General features: G+C 57.1%; 18 protein-coding genes. 16 read left to right on the top strand and 2 right to left on the bottom strand.

The window, feature by feature from the left end; translation table 11 throughout:
• Positions 1-8 precede the first annotated feature (8 nt).
• Complete coding sequence (locus HCH49_RS05695) at positions 9-800, top strand: PhzF family phenazine biosynthesis protein (RefSeq protein ID WP_221702350.1); 792 nt, start codon at positions 9-11, stop codon at positions 798-800.
• Between the two features lie 84 nt (positions 801-884).
• Positions 885-1,367 carry a GNAT family N-acetyltransferase gene (locus tag HCH49_RS05690; protein ID WP_029741250.1) on the top strand — a complete coding sequence of 161 codons (483 nt, stop codon included), beginning with the start codon at positions 885-887 and terminating at the stop codon, positions 1,365-1,367.
• Here HCH49_RS05690 and ptrR read toward each other — a convergent pair.
• Entirely contained in the window at positions 1,321-2,199 is an 879-nt protein-coding gene (gene ptrR, locus HCH49_RS05685; RefSeq protein ID WP_033145537.1) for a putrescine utilization regulator PtrR, read from the bottom strand. The genes HCH49_RS05690 and ptrR overlap by 47 nt on opposite strands.
• 98 nt (positions 2,200-2,297) lie before the next feature.
• Here ptrR and sad point away from each other — a divergent pair, with 98 nt between their 5' ends.
• The 9 genes from sad to HCH49_RS05640 all read left to right on the top strand — a co-directional run bounded on the left by sad (position 2,298) and on the right by HCH49_RS05640 (position 12,676).
• Positions 2,298-3,686 (top strand): succinate-semialdehyde dehydrogenase, encoded by a 1,389-nt coding sequence (gene sad, locus HCH49_RS05680; protein WP_221702349.1) that lies wholly within the window; start codon positions 2,298-2,300, stop codon positions 3,684-3,686.
• A 122-nt stretch (positions 3,687-3,808) separates the two neighbouring features.
• Complete coding sequence (locus HCH49_RS05675) at positions 3,809-5,398, top strand: methyl-accepting chemotaxis protein (protein WP_221702348.1); 1,590 nt, start codon at positions 3,809-3,811, stop codon at positions 5,396-5,398.
• A gap of 62 nt (positions 5,399-5,460) precedes the next feature.
• On the top strand, positions 5,461-6,387 hold the full coding sequence (gene glsB, locus HCH49_RS05670) for a glutaminase B (RefSeq protein WP_033145540.1): 927 nt from the start codon (positions 5,461-5,463) through the stop codon (positions 6,385-6,387).
• The gene (locus HCH49_RS05665; protein ID WP_045354969.1) at positions 6,387-6,743 is read left to right on the top strand and encodes a DUF4186 domain-containing protein; all 357 of its coding nucleotides are present in this window, start codon (positions 6,387-6,389) and stop codon (positions 6,741-6,743) included. The genes glsB and HCH49_RS05665 overlap by 1 nt, the downstream gene beginning before the upstream one ends.
• 113 nt (positions 6,744-6,856) lie before the next feature.
• Positions 6,857-8,296, top strand: a complete 1,440-nt coding sequence (locus HCH49_RS05660; RefSeq protein WP_221702347.1) for a GGDEF domain-containing protein — start codon at positions 6,857-6,859, stop codon at positions 8,294-8,296.
• Positions 8,297-8,415: 119 nt separating this feature from the next.
• The gene (locus tag HCH49_RS05655; protein WP_221702346.1) at positions 8,416-9,381 is read left to right on the top strand and encodes a sensor domain-containing diguanylate cyclase; all 966 of its coding nucleotides are present in this window, start codon (positions 8,416-8,418) and stop codon (positions 9,379-9,381) included.
• An 82-nt stretch (positions 9,382-9,463) separates the two neighbouring features.
• The gene (locus HCH49_RS05650; RefSeq protein WP_221702344.1) at positions 9,464-9,991 is read left to right on the top strand and encodes a GNAT family N-acetyltransferase; all 528 of its coding nucleotides are present in this window, start codon (positions 9,464-9,466) and stop codon (positions 9,989-9,991) included.
• Between the two features lie 118 nt (positions 9,992-10,109).
• Positions 10,110-11,561: a tagaturonate reductase gene (locus HCH49_RS05645; protein ID WP_221702343.1), complete on the top strand. Its 1,452-nt coding sequence runs from the start codon at positions 10,110-10,112 to the stop codon at positions 11,559-11,561.
• Between the two features lie 200 nt (positions 11,562-11,761).
• Positions 11,762-12,676, top strand: a complete 915-nt coding sequence (locus HCH49_RS05640; RefSeq protein ID WP_210867189.1) for a bestrophin family protein — start codon at positions 11,762-11,764, stop codon at positions 12,674-12,676.
• Here the strand turns inward: HCH49_RS05640 and HCH49_RS05635 are convergent.
• The gene (locus HCH49_RS05635; RefSeq protein WP_221702342.1) at positions 12,664-13,212 is read right to left on the bottom strand and encodes a GNAT family N-acetyltransferase; all 549 of its coding nucleotides are present in this window, start codon (positions 13,210-13,212) and stop codon (positions 12,664-12,666) included. The genes HCH49_RS05640 and HCH49_RS05635 overlap by 13 nt on opposite strands.
• Positions 13,213-13,329: 117 nt before the next feature.
• On the opposite strand from HCH49_RS05635, the gene HCH49_RS05630 reads away from it, so the two are divergent.
• From HCH49_RS05630 to HCH49_RS05610, 5 genes are all read left to right on the top strand, one after another.
• The gene (locus HCH49_RS05630; protein ID WP_045888368.1) at positions 13,330-13,800 is read left to right on the top strand and encodes a GNAT family N-acetyltransferase; all 471 of its coding nucleotides are present in this window, start codon (positions 13,330-13,332) and stop codon (positions 13,798-13,800) included.
• Between the two features lie 12 nt (positions 13,801-13,812).
• The gene (locus tag HCH49_RS05625; protein ID WP_033145551.1) at positions 13,813-14,253 is read left to right on the top strand and encodes a GNAT family N-acetyltransferase; all 441 of its coding nucleotides are present in this window, start codon (positions 13,813-13,815) and stop codon (positions 14,251-14,253) included.
• 145 nt (positions 14,254-14,398) lie between these two features.
• A complete protein-coding gene (locus HCH49_RS05620) occupies positions 14,399-15,394 on the top strand; it encodes an alpha/beta fold hydrolase (RefSeq protein WP_033145552.1) in 996 nt (331 codons plus the stop codon).
• Between the two features lie 44 nt (positions 15,395-15,438).
• The gene (locus HCH49_RS05615; RefSeq protein WP_221702341.1) at positions 15,439-16,179 is read left to right on the top strand and encodes a response regulator; all 741 of its coding nucleotides are present in this window, start codon (positions 15,439-15,441) and stop codon (positions 16,177-16,179) included.
• Entirely contained in the window at positions 16,176-17,474 is a 1,299-nt protein-coding gene (locus HCH49_RS05610; protein WP_221702340.1) for an ATP-binding protein, read from the top strand. The genes HCH49_RS05615 and HCH49_RS05610 overlap by 4 nt, the downstream gene beginning before the upstream one ends.
• Positions 17,475-17,544 lie beyond the last annotated feature (70 nt).

The following is a 17,544-nucleotide window of genomic DNA, read 5'->3' as shown; positions in this document are numbered from 1 at the left end:
AAGAGACAATGCAGGAAATTGATTTTTATCTGGTGGATGCCTTCAGCGATAAAACCTTTGGCGGCAACGCCGCAGCGGTATGTCCTCTGGAAGAGTGGCTGCCGGACGAAACGCTGCTCAAAATGGCGCAACAGCATAACCAGTCTGAGACCGCCTTTTTCGTGCGCACCGACGGCGGGTTTGAGCTGCGCTGGTTCACCACGCTGGATGAAATTAACCTGTGCGGTCACGCTACGCTTGCCGCATCGCACGTCATTTTCGAATACCTTGATTATCCGCATACCGAAATCACCTTCACCACGCGCTTCGTGGGCGAGCTGACCGTCAAGCGCAGCGGCGACTGGCTGACGCTGAACTTCCCCGCGTGGACGACGGAAGTCGTCGAAAACCCACCTGAGCTGCTGTTTAGCGCGCTGGGCATCACGGAGGCGAAAGAGGTGCGCGTCGGACGCGATTACATGGTGGTGCTGGAGAGCCAGCAGCAGGTGGAAGCGTTAACGCCGGATATTGGGGCCATGCTTCCGCTGGATAAAATGGTCTGCGTGACGGCGCCGGGAGAAGAATATGACTTCGTCAGCCGCTTCTTCTGCCCTGGCGAAGGGGTGCCGGAGGATCCGGTCACCGGATCCGCCCATAGCATGCTGATCCCTTACTGGAGCGAAAAGCTGGGCAAAACGTCACTCAATGCCCGCCAGGTGTCATACCGTGGCGGGGATCTGCGCTGCGAGCTGAAGGGCGACCGCGTGCTGATTGGCGGCCAGGCTACGCTGTATCTGAAAGGGCGAATCTTCCTGCGCTAGCTGAGTGACGCGCTATAAGTTAATACTATGAACCACCCCGGCAGGCCTGAGCTATGTTGATATAAAAACAGCAAGGAGCCTGCCATGTATTCCATTACCTCTGAATCTGCACGTCATCCGGACATTCTCAACCTGATCGCGGCGCTTGACCGCTATCAGAGCGAACTCTATCCCGCCGAAAGCAATCATCTGCTCGACCTGTCTGCGCTGCCTGAAGCCTCGCTGATCCTGATGGTCATTCGTGACCAGCAGCTGCACGCCGTAGGCTGCGGAGCTATCGTGCTCAACGGCGACGGAACGGGGGAGATGAAGCGGGTCTATATCGATCCGGCCCATCGCGGGCAGCATCTCGGCGAGACGCTGCTGGCCGCCCTGGAAGATGAGGCCCTGAGCCGCCATTGCCACACGGTAAGGCTGGAGACGGGCATCAAACAGCGCGCTGCGGTTCGCCTGTACGAGCAGTGCGGGTACGATTTGCGTCCGGCGTTTGCCCCGTACGCTGACGATCCGCTCAGCCTGTTTATGGAGAAGGCGCTGGTTGAAGACGTTCGTTTAGCAGCGCTATAAAAGCTTCCAGCTGGCGGGTCATCGCTCCGCGCCGCCACACCAGCCAGGTTGTAAGCCAGCGCCAGTTTTCCGCCAGCGGCCAGGCTTCAACCTGATGATGTCCCGGCATACTCTCCAGCATCGAGCGCGGCATCAGCGCGATGCCCGCGCCCGCAATGACGCAGGCGAGCATGCCGTGATAGGACTCCATCTCATGAATGCGGCCGGGGGTGGCTCTGTCCGCATGAAACCAGCTTTCCAGATGTCGACGGTACGAGCAGTTCGCGCGAAAAGCGTAAACGTCGCTGCCGCTAACCTGCGTGGCGCGGGCGACCTCCGCGTGCCCGGCAGGCGTGACCAGCATCATCTCTTCCCGGTAGACCGGCATGCCCTCCAGCTCCGGGTGCGACAGCGGTCCGTCGACGAAGGCGGCGCTGAGGGTTCCCTCCAGTACGCCATCAATCATCGTCCCGGATGGCCCGGTAGAAAGGGCAAACTGGATGCGCGGATAGCGCTGGTTAAACTGCGCCAGCGTTTCGGGAATGCGCACCGCGGCGGTGCTTTCCAGCGCGCCGAGGGCAAATAGCCCCTGCGGCTCATCACCCGCGACGACCATGCGCGCCTCATCCACCAGGGCGAGGATCTGCCTGCTGTAGCGCAGGAAGTTATGTCCGGCGGGGGATAAGCGCAAACGCTGGTTCTCACGAATAAACAGCTCAACGCCAAGATCGGCTTCCAGCTGGCGGATGCGGGTCGTCAGGTTAGACGGCACGCGATGCACCTTCTGCGCCGCCTGGGTGATGCTGCCCGTCAGCGCAACGGCGTTAAACATTTCAAGCTGGGTTAGGTCCATAGCATTCTCGTTTCGTGAATAAGGTGGTTAGTATTATTCATTTTTATGAAATAGCAGAGTGAGCCACAATGAATCAACCGAAATGCGTGGAGAACATCATGAAATATTCATCTGCTACACATGCCCTGTCCGTTAACCCGGCAACGGGGGAAACCCTCGCTGCTTATCCCTGGGCGACGGCGGAAGAGGTTGAACGCGCGATTGCTCAGTCTGACGCGGGGTATCGCCAGTGGCGACGCGAAAGCGTGTCCCACCGGGCGCAGAAGCTCCTGGATCTCGGCGCCGCGCTGCGAAACCGCGCGGAAGAGATGGCGCAGACGATCTCCCGTGAAATGGGGAAACCCATCCTGCAGGCGCGGGCGGAAGTGGCAAAATCCGCAGCTCTGTGCGACTGGTATGCCGGGCACGGCCCGGCGATGCTGCGTGCGGAGCCTACGCTGGTGGAAAACCACAACGCGGTTATTGAATACCGTCCGCTGGGGCCGATTCTCGCGGTAATGCCATGGAACTTCCCGCTCTGGCAGGTGCTGCGCGGCGCGGTGCCCATTCTGCTGGCAGGTAACAGCTATCTGCTTAAGCATGCGCCAAACGTGCTCGGCTCTGCGGATCTTATTGGACAGATCTTTGCGGATGCCGGTTTCCCTGAAGGCGTATTCGGCTGGGTGAACGCCACCAATGACGGCGTAAGCCAGGCGATTAACGATCGCCGTATTGCGGCGGTGACCGTCACCGGCAGCGTGCGTGCCGGTGCGGCCATTGGCGCGCAGGCAGGAGCCGCGCTGAAAAAATGCGTTCTTGAGCTGGGCGGCTCCGACCCGTTTATCGTTCTCAACGATGCCGACCTGGATCTCGCCGTGAAGGCGGCGGTGGCGGGTCGCTACCAGAATACCGGGCAGGTGTGCGCGGCGGCCAAACGCTTCATTGTGGAAGAGGGGATTGCAGATACCTTTACCCGCCGCTTCGTCGACGCCGTCGCCGCGTTAAAGATGGGCGCGCCGGAAGCAGAAGAGAACTACCTGGGCCCGATGGCGCGTTATGACCTGCGCGATGAGTTGCATCAGCAGGTGCAGGCCACCCTGGCCGAAGGGGCAACGCTGCTGCTGGGCGGAGAGAAAATCAGCGGAGAGGGCAATTACTACGCGCCAACCGTGCTGGCCAACGTCACCCCGTCGATGACGGCGTTCCGCCAGGAACTGTTTGGTCCGGTCGCGGCCGTGACTGTCGCAAAAGACGCGGAGCACGCTCTGGCGCTTGCCAACGACAGCGACTTTGGCCTGTCCGCCACCGTCTTTACCGCTGACGCGGCGCTTGCGGATAAATTCTCCCGCGAACTGGAGTGCGGCGGGGTGTTTATCAACGGCTTTAGCGCCAGCGACGCGCGCGTGGCCTTCGGCGGCGTGAAGAAAAGCGGCTTTGGCCGCGAGCTTTCCCACTTTGGTTTGCACGAGTTCTGCAACGTGCAGACGGTGTGGAAGGATCGCGTGTAATTTATTGCCCGCCTGTGATTACGGCCCTCATCACGAGGGCCATTGTCATTTATCTGCAATGGTTCTGTCATTTTCATTTCGTAGACTCGCACGCGTCTAACGCATTGTTAATGAAGATAATTATGAACCTAACGCAAATTTTTCGCCGTATTGCGCAGCGTCTCACCCCTCGTCACTTTGGCCTGCTGACGGGTATCTTTTGCATTATTGGCCTTTTCTCCGCGCTGCAGCTCTCCTCCTCATTCCTGCTTAACGCCTCCCTGAACGACGCCCAGCGCAACGAGCAGCAAAACCTGCTGGCCTGGCAGCAGCAGAGCAAGCTGGATCTGGCCCGTGTTTCCCTGCTGGCGGCAAGCGACCTGCTTAACCGCTCCGGCGTCTGGTTTATGCAGGATAAAGAGACCGGCTCCGACGGGAGCTGGCACAGCCTGATGGATGATGCGCAAAAGGCGCTGGCGGTTTCTCAGCAGGCGTGGAAGGCCTGGCTGGCGCTGAATCCGCCGAAAGACGATGCCCTGGTGAACAGCTATCAGCTTTTTTACGGCGCGATAAACGAGCAGGCTGAAGGTCTGATTAAGACCAACACCATCGACGCGTTTTTTGCCGTACCGGCTCAGGCGTTTCAGTCTGATTTTAACGACAACTATGCGCGCTATCAGCAGGCAAGCGAGAAGCAGGCCATGCAGGGGCGTCAGAGCTTAATGGCGCAGCTCTCCGGCCTGCAAACGTTGTTCCTGTTTGCGCCGGTGCTGCTGCTTGCCATCGCGGTTGTCGTCTGGTTCGGCATGTCCAGATGGGTGATTACGCCGCTGCGTCGGTTGATTGCGCATATTAACCGGCTGGCGGCAGGGGATCTCTCCGGCACGCCGCCGAACGTCATGCGCTTCAACCGGGAGATAGGTCAGCTTAGCGACAGTATTGCGACGATGCAGCACGGTCTGCAGCAGCTGGTGACGCAGGTCAGCCATGCCACTGCCACCATGGTGGAGAATATTGGCTCCCTTGCGCAGGGTAACCAGAAGCTGTATCAGCAGTCAGCGCGCCAGGCGAAAGAGCTTGAGGATGTGACGGCGCATATCGCGTCGCTGGAAAGCCATGTGGAAGGGAATACCGGCTATGCCAGGCTCGCCAGCTCGCGGGCCGATGAAGCGCGTCAGGCCGCCGTGGGGGGCGACCGGATGATGTCTACCGTGAATGCGTCCATGCAGGCGATCGTCGACCGATCTTCTGAGATGCGCGGGATCGTGGCGATGATCGACAGCGTGGCGTTTCAGACCAACATCCTGGCGCTGAATGCCGCCATCGAGGCGGCCCATGCCGGAAACCAGGGGCGCGGCTTTGCCGTCGTCGCCCGGGAAGTCGGGCTTCTGGCCAGAAAAAGCAGCCACTCGACGCAGACCATTCAGGAGCTGATCAACCGCTCGCTGCAGGGCATTGAAGACGGTTCCCGCGCCGTTACCTTGATGGAAGAGAATCTGCAGCAGGTCACGGGCCTGGTGGGCAATTTAAGCAGTTTGCTTAATGAGATCTCAACCGCCACGCTCAGCCAGGGAGACAGTATTCACCAGATGACGCGCCAGCTTCAGGCGCTGAATCAGGTCTCCCGGCAGACGGACCTGCTGGTCTCTGACGCCTCGGATGCCTCTGAGCGGCTGCAAAAGCAATCCGATCTTTTATTGCAGGCCGTTTCGCGTTTTCGTCTTAGCGCCTGACGCAATACATAAGCCTCTGTTATACTCGCAGCCCGTTTTAGCCTGAGGGCAAGGAGCAAAGTGTGGCTGCGGTCATCCATAATGAGATGTTGGACGAGATTCTGGCGCAGGTTCGTCCGTTAATTGGAAAGGGGAAGGTTGCCGACTATATTCCGGCCCTTGCCTCGGTGAGCGGGAACAAGCTGGGGATTGCTATCTGTACCATCGACGGACAGCGATACCAGGCAGGCGATGCGGCTGAGCGTTTTTCCATTCAGTCCATTTCGAAAGTGCTGAGTCTGGTTGCGGCGATGCGCCAGTATGAAGAAGAAGAGATCTGGCAGCGTGTCGGTAAAGATCCTTCCGGCCAGCCTTTTAACTCGCTGCTTCAGCTCGAGATTGAGCAGGGTAAACCGCGAAATCCCTTTATCAATGCCGGGGCGCTGGTGGTCTGCGATATGCTGCAAAGTCGCCTCAGCGCACCGCGCCAGCGAATGCTGGAGATTGTTCGCCAGCTCTCGGGCGTTGACGACATTGCCTATGATGCGGTGGTGGCTCGCTCGGAGTTTGAACACTCCGCCCGTAACGCGGCTATCGCATGGCTGATGAAATCCTTCGGTAATTTCCACAACGACGTGGCGACCGTGCTGCAAAACTACTTCCATTACTGCGCCCTGAAAATGAGCTGCGTTGAGCTGGCCCAGACGTTCCTGTTCCTTGCGCACCAGGGGCACGCGCCGCATCTCGATCAGGAGGTGGTTTCTCCGCTTCAGGCCCGGCAGGTTAACGCGCTGATGGCCACCAGCGGGATGTATCAAAACGCCGGCGAGTTTGCCTGGCGCGTTGGGCTTCCGGCTAAATCGGGCGTTGGCGGCGGGGTCGTGGCGATTGTGCCGCATGAAATGGCGATAGCCGTCTGGAGCCCGGAACTGGATGAAACGGGAAATTCCCTTGCCGGCGTGGCGGTTCTGGAGAAACTTACCCAGCGCCTGGGACGTTCCGTATACTGATGTCCGATCTGGATCCTCTCTTTTCCCGCCTGGCGCGATCGACATTTCGCTCGCGCTTTCGCCTGGGCGATAAGGAACGACAGTACTGCTGGGACAAAGGCCCCGAAACCATTGATCGGCACGCCGCGGATTTTGTCGAAAAGCGCCTTGCGCCCGCGCACCCCGCCAACGACGGTAAACAGACGCCCATGCGCGGTCACCCGGTGTTTATCGCCCAGCATGCCACCGCTACCTGTTGCCGGGGCTGTCTGGCAAAATGGCATAACATTCCACAGGGCGTAACGCTCACGGCGCAGCAACAAAATTATATCGTCAGCGTCATCCACCACTGGCTGGTGCTGCAGATGAACGCCTAAATTTGACGAGTTATGCTCCCGTGGTATTTGTGTTATAGATGCATCCCAAGTTAGTCCCGATCATGCTGACGACCGCAATAATTGCCATAAGCTTTCATATGGAATGATATTTAATGCGTTCTGCTTTTACCGCTTTCAGGCCGTTCCAGGTTGATACGCCGCTGCGAAATGCAGCGACGATCTTCATCCTCACCACCTTATTCTATTTTGTGGGCGCGGAATTACGGCTCGTTGAGGCCCTGTCGCTGTTCTGGCCGCTGAATGGCGTCATGGCAGGGATATTCGCCCGCTATGTTTACCTGAATCGCCTGCATTACTACGCGGTATGTTATGTCGCGATGCTGTTGTACGACGCGGTTACGACCAACTGGGGTATGGCCTCTGTGGTGATTAACCTGTCTAACATGATCTTTATCGTCGTCGTCGCCGTGCTGGTTCAGCGCGACAAGCGGCTGATGAAGAAAACCCCCGATCCGCTTAACGCGCTACGCCTGTTTAACTACTGTCTGATTGCCGCGCTGCTTTGCGCCTTGCTCGGCGCGGTAGGGTCGGTCGGGATTGACAGTCATACTTTCTGGCCGCTATTTGCCGACTGGTTTAGCGAGCAGTTCTCAACCGGCGTGCTTGTTGTGCCCTGTATGCTCACGTTGCGTATGCCCGGGCGTGAACTCAGGCTCCGTCTGGAGCAGCTGCTGCCGGTAATTGCGCTGATCGTCTCGGTGATCGCGTCGGTGGTGATTGGCGGAGCGGGGAGCCTCTCGTTTCCTCTGCCTGCGCTTATCTGGTGTGCGGTTCGCTACTCGTTGCCTGCGACCTGTCTGCTGACGTTTATCACGGGGGCCACTGAAATCATTCTGGTCGCCAACTCGATTATTAATATCGCCGTGGCGACGCCGTTTACGACGCCAATGATGTTTTCAGCCCGGCTGGGGATCGCCACGATGGCGATCTGCCCGGTGATGGTATCCGTCAGCATGGCGGCGATTAATTCCCTGATCCGCCAGGTTTCACTGAGGGCGGATTATGACTTTTTAACGCACGTCTACTCGCGTTCCGGGCTTTATGAGGCGTTAAAGCATGAAGAGACGTACCGGCACACGCGTTTTCTGACCGTCATGCTGCTGGATATTGATTATTTCAAAAGCATTAATGATAACTACGGCCACGAGTGCGGAGACCGCGTGCTGGCGTCGTTTGCCCGACAGGTTCAGCAGGTCGTCGGCGAAAACGGCATGGTGGCGCGCATGGGCGGGGAAGAGTTCGCCGTGGTGGTCAATTCAGGCGACGCGCAGCACGGTTTTGAACTGGCTGAACGTATCCGATCCACCGTTGCCAGCCATCCTTTTACATGGCGTCACCAGACGCTCTATCTGACCGTCAGCATTGGCCTCGGCAGCGGAAAGGCCGAGTCCTGGCAGCTGACCGAGGTCTTCAACAAGCTCATGGCCGAAGCGGACGATCATCTCTATCGTTCAAAAAAAGCGGGTCGAAACCGTACCAGCGCCCGGGTGGCGGACGAGCAGATTGCCGCGCCCTCCGGGAGTGAAACATAGCTGCGTTAATCGTCATAAGGCATTGACGTGAATAGTAAGCGGCTTAACAGGATGTCAGAACACTGACAATGTCTCTGTTTAAGCTACGCTTTTAGTAACGCTTTACGTCAGGAGACATTATGAAAGCACCTGCAACCCCTGAAAATGAAACAGACAGACTCAACTCGCTACGAGAATCAGGCCTGCTTGAGATCGACAGTTCCCCGGCGTTTGACCGCTTAACGCGTCTGGCAAAACGCTTCTTCCAGGTGCAGCTGGCGATGGTCAATCTCATTGATGAGCATTCGCTGATCGTGAAGTCGGCCGACGGTCAGGCGCCGGGCAGCGTTCCGCGCAATATCTCATTTTGTGGCCATACGATCCTCACCGAAGCGCCGCTGGTGGTGGGGGATATGCTTCAGGACGATCGCTTTGCGGATAACCCGCTGGTGGCCGGTGAGCCTCGCGTGCGTTTTTACGCGGGTTTCCCGCTGCGCCTGCGCGACGGCGCAAGCGTTGGCTCGCTGTGCCTGATTGATTACGCCCCCCGCGAGTTTTCTGCCGCCGACCTCGCCGTGCTGGGGGACCTTGGCGCGCTGGCGGAAGACGAATTTGCTGCCATCAGCGCGGCGACCACGGATGAATTAACCGGGTTATTCAACCGTCGGGGCTTTAATCAGCTCGTGCGGTTCACGCTTTCCGTTGCCCGGCGTCGCGCTGAGCCGCTCACGCTCGGCTGGCTGGATTTGGATCGCTTTAAGGAAATTAACGATCGCTTCGGGCATGAAGAGGGGGATAAGGCGCTGAAAGCGATGGCGCAGCTAATGCGCGCCTCTTTCCGCGAAGCGGATCTGCTGGTGCGTTTTGGCGGGGACGAGTTCGCCGTGCTGTTCGCGGATACGGATGAGCAGGGCGCCTGGATTGCCATGCAGTATCTTGCCGAGCAGGTAGAAAACTATAACGCCCGCAAGCTACATCCCTGGTCGCTCCATTTCTCGTGGGGGCTCAGTGAATTCGATCATAACGGCAACGACCTGCAGCAGTGGTTAAAAGAGGCCGATGAAAAGATGTATGCCATGAAACAGCAGCGACAGCGCTCCCGGTAACATAACAAAAGCGTATGTCCGATCCGTTTGCGTTAAGAAGATGTTAAATGCACAGTGACGGTATTCAACGTAAGGAAAAACAATGAATACCTCACTGCAAATCAAAAACCTCACCCGAGACGACATTCTCACCCATCTTGATGCGCTGGCCGGGATCCTCGAAAACTGTGTGAACGGCGGGGCATCCGTCAGCTTTATGCTTCCCTTTAGTCTGGATAAGGCTCGTTCGTTCTGGCGCGGCATCGCTGAAAGCGTAGGGCGCAACGAGCGTCTGGTGCTGGCCTGTATCGACCCGCAGGACGGCGTCATCGGCACGGTGCAGCTGATCGTCGACCAGCCGGAAAACCAGCCGCATCGCGCCGATGTGGCGAAGCTGCTGGTTCACGAGAAAGCGCGCCGCAAAGGTGCCGCGATGGCTTTGATGGAAGCGCTTGAAGCGGAGGCCCGGGCCAGAGATATTTCGGTTCTGGTGCTCGATACCTCCACCGGCAGCGGCGCCGAGACGTTCTACCAGCGTGCCGGCTGGCAAAAGGTGGGGGAGATCCCGCGCTATGCCCTGATGCCGGACGGCGCCATGATGGCCACGTCCGTGTTCTATAAGTTCTTATGATTATTTTGTACAACTACGCCGTGGATTGATCAAAACAGGGTTTCTGGTCGTTAAGTTTTGATAAGTTATCGTACCAATCTTATCAGGCTGTATGACTAATCATAAAAGGAACCCTCTTGTGAACACGCTCAACCGTCGTGATTTTCCCGGTGCTCAATACCCGGAACGCATTATTCAGTTTGGCGAAGGCAACTTCCTGCGTGCGTTTGTCGACTGGCAAATTGACCTGCTAAATGAACATACCGATCTTAACGCCGGTGTGGTTATCGTCCGTCCTATTCAGAGCGACTTCCCGCCGTCGCTGAACACTCAGGATGGTCTCTATACCACTATCATTCGCGGCCTGAACGGGCAGGGTAAAGCGGTGAGTGAGAGCCGTCTTATCCGCTCGGTTAACCGGGAGATCGACGTCTACGGCCAGTATGATGTGTTCCTGAAACTGGCGCACAATCCGGACATGCGCTTTGTTTTCTCGAACACCACCGAAGCGGGTATTAGCTACCACGCGGGTGACCGATTCGACGATGCCCCTGCGGTGAGCTACCCGGCGAAGCTGACGCGACTGCTGTTTGAGCGTTATAGCCACTTCAACGGTGCAGCGGATAAAGGCTGGATCGTCATTCCGTGCGAGCTGATTGACTACAACGGTGATGCGCTGCGCGAACTCGTCCTGCGCTATGCCCGGGAATGGGCGCTGCCTGCCGCCTTTATCCAGTGGCTTAACGAGGCGAACAGCTTCTGCTCGACGCTGGTTGACCGTATCGTGACCGGTTACCCGCGCGACGAAGCGGCCACGCTGGAGGCTGAGCTGGGTTATCACGATGGTTTCCTGGATACGGCTGAACATTTCTATCTGTTTGTTATCCAGGGGCCGGCATCTCTTGCGCAGGAACTTCGTCTGGATAAATACCCGTTGAATGTGCTGATTGTCGACGACATCAGGCCCTACAAAGAGCGCAAAGTCGCTATCCTGAACGGCGCGCATACGGCGCTGGTGCCGGTGGCATTCCAGGCTGGGTTAGAGACGGTAGGCGAGGCGATGAATGATGCAGAGATCTGCGCGTTTGTCGAAAAAGCGATTTATCAGGAGATCATTCCGGTCCTCGATCTGCCGCGTGACGAGCTGGAATCTTTTGCCAGCGCGGTAACAGGGCGTTTTCGCAACCCTTACATCAGACACCAGCTGCTTTCCATTGCGCTTAACGGTATGACCAAATACCGCACCCGCATCCTGCCGCAGCTGCTGGCAGGGCAGAACGCAAGCGGACAATTGCCTGCACGTCTGACGTTCGCGCTGGCTGCACTGATAGCGTTTTATCGCGGGGAACGTAACGGGGAGAACTATCCGGTGCAGGATGATGCATTCTGGCTGGAACGTTATCAGCAGCTGTGGGCACAGCATCGCGACCAGCAGTTGAGCACCCGTGAGCTGGTGCAGTCCGTACTGAGCGTGAGCGAGCACTGGGAACAGGATCTCACGCATGTCACCGGGCTTGTCGACCAGGTGACCCTGGATCTTGACGCCATTCTCCTGAAGGGAATGCGCGCAGCGGTGAACCCCCTTTGCTAATGACGTTACCCGGCTTCGGCCGGGTTTAATTACATCTTAATTTAGTTACAACATACTATGTACTCTTTTTTTAAAACCGCATGCAGCACCGTGCGGTTATCGCTAAGCAGGTCATAAAATTCAATGTCCCGTTAACATGCTTGCAACCGTGAGGGAGATCACGTTTAATAGCCACGCTCTTTTCCTTCCTGAAACTCACTATGATTGTTCGTCCTAAACAGCACTGGCTACAACTGATTTTTGTCTGGCACGGCTCGGTACTTCCCAAAATTTACACCCGACTGCTGCTGAACTTCCTGCTTTCAATCGCCGTTATCCTGATGCTGCCGTGGTATACCTCGCTGGGCATCAAATTTACCGTGGCGCCATTTAGCATTCTCGGCGTGGCGATCGCTATCTTTCTCGGTTTCAGAAACAACGCCTGTTATTCGCGCTACGTTGAGGCTCGCCTGCTTTGGGGGCAGTTGATGATAGCGGCACGCTCGCTGTTTCGCGAGGTGAAAAACACCTTGCCTGACGATAAGCACCTGGGGGAATTTGTCCGCCTGCAGATAGCTTTTGCCAACTGCCTGCGTATGACCCTGCGCCGGGACCTGAACGCCGAACAGCTTTCTCGCTATCTTGCTCCGGACGATTTACATCACGTGATGAGCGCCAACTCGCCGGCGAACCGCATTTTACTGATTATGGGGGAGTGGCTGGCCGTGCGGCGGCGTAACGGGCAGCTTTCAGACATCCTGTTCCACAGCCTGAACAACCGTCTGAACGATATGTCCATCGTCCTCTCCGGCTGCGAGCGCATTGCGACTACGCCGGTGCCGTTTGCCTATACGCTGATTTTGCACCGCACGGTCTATCTGTTCTGCATCATGCTGCCGTTCGCGCTGGTTGTAGATCTGCACTACATGACGCCGTTTGTCTCGGCGCTGATCTCCTACACCTTTATCTCGCTGGACACCCTGGCGGAAGAGCTGGAAGACCCGTTCGGCACAGAAGATAACGATCTGCCGCTGGACGCCATCTGCAACATGATGGAACGCGATCTGCTGCAGATGAACGATGAAGAGAACATTCCTGAAAGGCTGATGCCGGATAAGCATTATCAGCTGACCTGACGGGCGTTCCATTCGTCGCGGGTAATCTCCCACAGTTCGGAATCCAGCATGCCGCTGACGTAGGCTTTTTGTTCCGTTCTGATAAGCCGCATGCCGCTACTGTCTGAAATACGCCGGGAGCGGCTGTTGGCGGTGGCTTTCGGGGCGCGTAATACGGGTTTGTTTAGCGTATTGAACCAGTAATCCGTCGCGGCAATGCTGGCCTCGCGCATGTATCCCTGGCCCTGAAACTCCGGGGCCAACCAGAATCCACGGTTGTTATCTTCGACGTCATACAAACAGATAATACCCATCAACTCATCCGGCACCTCGCGACGACGGATGCTCCAGAACCAGGCAATCCCTTTTGCCATATCCGGCAGCGCCACGTTGTTGACATAGTTTTCCGCGCCGTTATCCGGGTAGGGCCAGGGCACGGAAGAGACCATATAGCGGACGATCTCCCAGCGCGGATAACGCTTTTGTATCTGGGCAGCATCTTCGGCAACCAGCGGTTTTAGCAATAAGCGTTCTGTCGTGAGCGTCGGTATCGTCATCCGCGGATCTCCATATTTAAGCGTTATTCTTTTGTTTGTGTTCTGGTATTTTCATCTTTACGGCACTCTATCCCAGCGAGCTCTTTTCCCATACTACTAACAATTGCAGAGGTCAGCATGACATTAAGACGGGCCAACCCACAGGAAGCCGAAATACTCTGGAATATTCGCAATCAGGCGATTCGTCACGGCTGTAAAACCAGTTACGACGCCGACGTCATTGCGCGCTGGACGCCGGATCTCATGCCCGAACACTATCGGCAGATGGTCATTGAATACCCTTTTTACGTGGTGGAAGATGAAACGGGCGACGTTGCGGCGACCGGCTATCTGGATCTGGATACCCACTGTCTGGAGGCGATATTCACCTTGCCCGCGGCCTTCGGTAAAGGCATGGCGACCCGAATTATCGAGGCGCTCAAAAATGAAGCCCGTAGCCGGGGGATAACCCGCCTGAGGCTGGATGCAACCCCTAATGCCCAGTCGTTTTATCAGAAGCTGGGGTTTGTCACGCTGCGCGAAAACTATCATCACTCGCGTATGGCAGGGGCTGATTTACGCTGTTTTGAAATGGCGATCGACTTGTAATGTGAGGAACACATGGCTGTCACGGTAAGACCTCTACGTGAAGACGATTATTCCCAATGGCGACCGCTGTGGGATGGCTATACCCATTTTTATGACTGTTACCTCGAGGAATCCGTCACCGCATCGACATGGGAAAGGGCGCTCTCAGCGCATTCCTCGATGTTTTGCCGCGTGGTAGAAACGGATGAAAAGGTCATCGGTTTCGCGATGTGCATTCTGCACGAAGGAACCTGGTCAACGGCCCCCGTTTGCTACCTGGAAGATCTGTTTGTTGATGCCGACGAACGCGGGGCGGGAGCCGGTAAGGCGCTCATTGATGCTCTGATTGAGGAAGGCAAGCGCGAAGGGTGGTCAAAACTGTACTGGGTCACCCGGGAGAATAACCCGGCGCGAAAACTTTATGACAAATACGGTCAAGCCGACGATTACGTCCGCTATCGCATCACCCTTTAAGGCGACAAGGCCTGGGTTTGTATCACACTGTATCTGCATCGCTGGTACATACACAGGCTTGCAATAAACCCGCTTTCGCACATATCCGCTATACATTGCCGTGTTGTTATATCCCCGTGAACTGTACTCAACCGGAGATACCAACATGTTTAGCAAACTCGCGTACTCAACTCTCGCACTGACCGTTTCTCTTGGCACCGTGATGTCCTGTCAGGCTGAAGTCACCGGCACAAATTTCGCGGCAGCCTTTGATCATCCGCAGCAAATTAACGCCGGCGATCTGAATGTCGGTTATGTCGACATCGGCCCGAAAAACGGCCAGCCGGTTATTTTACTGCACGGCTGGCCTTACGATATTCACAGCTACGCCGACGTCGCCCCCGCGCTGGCGGCAAAAGGCTATCGGGTGATTGTGCCTTCTCTGCGCGGCTACGGCACCACGCGCTTCCTGTCACCCAAAACGCCGCGCAACGGCCAGCCTTCAGCCATGGCGAAAGATATTGTGAACCTGATGGATGCCCTGAATATTAAGCAGGCGGTATTTGCAGGATATGACTGGGGCGCTCGTACGGCGGATATCGTTGCGGCGCTGTGGCCAGAGCGCGTTAAGTCACTGGTGTCGGTGAGCGGGTATCTCATCAGCAGCCAGCAGATTGGCAAACAGCCGCTGCCGCCAAAAGCGGAACAGCAGTGGTGGTATCAGTTCTATTTCGCTACCGCGCGCGGTGCTGAAGGCTATGCCAAAAACACGCATGACTTCGCCCGTTTGATCTGGTCTCAGGCCTCGCCTGACTGGAAATTTAGCGATGCTGTCTTCAACGCCAGCGCCAAATCCCTCGATAACCCGGATCACGTCGCGGTGACGCTCAGCAACTATCGCTGGCGTTTAGGGCTGGAAAAAGGCGAGCGCAAATACGATAGCTACGAGCAAAAACTCGCTACGCTGCCGAATATCACCGTTCCAACGATCACTATCGAAGGCGGGAACAACGGTGCGCCGCATCCAGCTCCGCAGGCTTACGCGGGTAAATTTACCGGTAAATATGAACACCGCACCTTCGGGGCAACCGTGGGGCACAATCCGCCTCAGGAAGATCCGCAGGATTTCGTCAAGGCCGTCGTTGACGCGGACAAGCTCTGAAATGTGCTATTTTCAGTACGTTACCCTTCGGTCTGGAGATTTCGGTGGAGCATATTGATCATATCCTTGTCGTCGATGACGACAGGGATATTCGTGAACTGATTGTCGATTATCTCGTTAAGTCTGGCTATCGCGCGACGGGCGCGGCCAACGGCAAAGAGATGCGCGTCGTGCTGGATAAACAGCATATCGACCTGGTGGTGCTGGATGTCATGATGCCCGGCGACGACGGGCTTACGTTATGTCGAGAGCTACGCGTCGGGAAATACAAAGATCTGCCCATTCTGATGCTGACGGCCCGCAACGAGGAGACGGACAGGATCCTGGGTCTGGAGATGGGCGCGGATGACTACGTGGTGAAGCCGTTTGTCGCCCGGGAACTGCTGGCGCGTATCAAAGCGATTTTACGGCGTTTTCGCACGATGCCGCCCAATTTGCAGGTGACAGAAGCCGGGCGGCTGGTGATATTCGGTGAATGGCAGCTCGATACCGTTGCCCGTCACTTAATCGATCCGGAAGGGGTGATCGTCGCGCTCAGCGGGGCGGAGTATCGCCTGCTGCGCGTGTTCCTTGACCATCCTCAACGGGTGCTGACCCGCGATCAGCTGCTCAACCTGACGCAGGGGCGAGACGCCGAGCTGTTTGAACGTTCTATCGACCTGCTGGTTAGCCGGGTTCGTCAGCGCCTGAACGAAGACGCCCGCACGCCCGCCTATATCAAGACCGTGCGCAGCGAGGGCTACGTTTTTACCATGCCGGTGACCATCAAAGAGGCTAACGAATGACGCTCTGGCCGCGCTCGCTGCTGACCCGCCTGCTGCTCGTCGTGCTGTCCGGCCTGCTGCTGGCCAACGCCCTGAGCCTGACGCTGGTCATGATTGAACGAATGCACAGCGCCAGAACGGTGATGCTCGGTAATCTGGAAAACGACGTCGCAACCAGCGTCGCCATTTTAGACCGCTTACCGGCCAGCGAGCGCGCAGCCTGGCTTTCGCGCCTCGAACGGGGCAATTACCGTTATATTCTGGGACCGGGAGAGCCCGGCAACGCGCCGACGGATAAGCGTTCGCAGGACGCCATCCGAACCTTAAAAGCGACGCTTGCGTCACAGTACCCGCTCAGCTTCACCGCCGTTCCCGATGCCGTTTCACACATCCAGGCGCATCTGACGTTACGCGACGGCGCGCCGCTGACCATTGACCTGATCCCACGCATGCCGCCGGTCGCCAGCTGGCTGCCCGTAGTGCTGATCCTACAGCTGCTGTTGCTGGCTGCGTGCGGCTGGATTGCCGTGCGGCAGGTGGTGCGGCCTTTTTCACAATTTACCCGCGCGGTGGATTCGCTGGATCCGGCGGCCAGCACGCCAATGACGGAGAAAGGGCCGCTTGAGGTGAAGCGTGCAGCGCATGCCTTCAACGCGATGCAGGCGCGCATTCAGTCTTATCTCCGGGAGCGCGCGCAGATCCTGGCGTCCATTTCTCACGATCTTCAGACGCCGATTACCCGCATGAAGCTGCGCGTTGAGATGGCAGGGGAACCTGAACTTCGCGACAAGCTCCTGAACGATCTCGATAGCATGACGCGTCTTGTTCGCGAGGGTATAGCGTATGCCCGGTCATCAGAATCCCTGGAAGAGACCCCGCTGAAGCTGGAGCTGAACGCCTGGGTCAACAGCATCGCCTGCGATTACCAGGACATCGGTAAAAACGTGCAGCTTCAGGCAAACGATACTCGCTTACCGATCGTTACGCGTCCGCAGGCGCTTCGTCGGGTGATGACCAACCTGCTGGATAACGCTCTTAAGTTCGGTGAGTATGCCGTTATTGCCATTGATAATTCGTCTTCCGAAGAGGTGGTGATTCACATCACTGACGGCGGACCGGGAATACCCGATGACGAGCTTGAGGCGGTATTACAGCCGTTTTACCGGGTGGAAACATCGCGCAACCGCGATACCGGCGGAACAGGACTCGGACTGGCGATTGCCGCGCAGCTCACCGCTCAGCTGGACGGAAAGCTCAACCTGACGAACCGTGCCGGAGGCGGACTGGATGTCTCCATTACGCTACCGCGCCGTTAATTGTACGGCTTTGTATCTCCCGGCCCGGGTGATACAGAGCCAGACAGAATCTGCGTTTTTACACATATCC

Origin of the sequence: Enterobacter sp. Y17 (genome assembly GCF_019730495.1) — a bacterium.
GTDB classification, from domain to species: Bacteria; Pseudomonadota; Gammaproteobacteria; order Enterobacterales; family Enterobacteriaceae; genus Enterobacter; species Enterobacter asburiae_B.
This window is presented reverse-complemented; position numbering and strand designations above follow the sequence as displayed.

What these genes read in the sequence shown, in the direction of transcription:
- HCH49_RS05695 (WP_221702350.1), top strand. Translation starts at nt 9, where the DNA reads ATGCAGGAAATTGATTTTTATCTGGTGGATGCCTTCAGCGATAAAACC.
- HCH49_RS05690 (WP_029741250.1), top strand. Translation starts at nt 885, where the DNA reads ATGTATTCCATTACCTCTGAATCTGCACGTCATCCGGACATTCTCAAC.
- ptrR (WP_033145537.1), bottom strand. Translation starts at nt 2,199, where the DNA reads ATGGACCTAACCCAGCTTGAAATGTTTAACGCCGTTGCGCTGACGGGC.
- sad (WP_221702349.1), top strand. Translation starts at nt 2,298, where the DNA reads ATGAAATATTCATCTGCTACACATGCCCTGTCCGTTAACCCGGCAACG.
- HCH49_RS05675 (WP_221702348.1), top strand. Translation starts at nt 3,809, where the DNA reads ATGAACCTAACGCAAATTTTTCGCCGTATTGCGCAGCGTCTCACCCCT.
- HCH49_RS05665 (WP_045354969.1), top strand. Translation starts at nt 6,387, where the DNA reads ATGTCCGATCTGGATCCTCTCTTTTCCCGCCTGGCGCGATCGACATTT.
- HCH49_RS05660 (WP_221702347.1), top strand. Translation starts at nt 6,857, where the DNA reads ATGCGTTCTGCTTTTACCGCTTTCAGGCCGTTCCAGGTTGATACGCCG.
- HCH49_RS05655 (WP_221702346.1), top strand. Translation starts at nt 8,416, where the DNA reads ATGAAAGCACCTGCAACCCCTGAAAATGAAACAGACAGACTCAACTCG.
- HCH49_RS05650 (WP_221702344.1), top strand. Translation starts at nt 9,464, where the DNA reads ATGAATACCTCACTGCAAATCAAAAACCTCACCCGAGACGACATTCTC.
- HCH49_RS05640 (WP_210867189.1), top strand. Translation starts at nt 11,762, where the DNA reads ATGATTGTTCGTCCTAAACAGCACTGGCTACAACTGATTTTTGTCTGG.
- HCH49_RS05635 (WP_221702342.1), bottom strand. Translation starts at nt 13,212, where the DNA reads ATGACGATACCGACGCTCACGACAGAACGCTTATTGCTAAAACCGCTG.
- HCH49_RS05630 (WP_045888368.1), top strand. Translation starts at nt 13,330, where the DNA reads ATGACATTAAGACGGGCCAACCCACAGGAAGCCGAAATACTCTGGAAT.
- HCH49_RS05625 (WP_033145551.1), top strand. Translation starts at nt 13,813, where the DNA reads ATGGCTGTCACGGTAAGACCTCTACGTGAAGACGATTATTCCCAATGG.
- HCH49_RS05620 (WP_033145552.1), top strand. Translation starts at nt 14,399, where the DNA reads ATGTTTAGCAAACTCGCGTACTCAACTCTCGCACTGACCGTTTCTCTT.
- HCH49_RS05610 (WP_221702340.1), top strand. Translation starts at nt 16,176, where the DNA reads ATGACGCTCTGGCCGCGCTCGCTGCTGACCCGCCTGCTGCTCGTCGTG.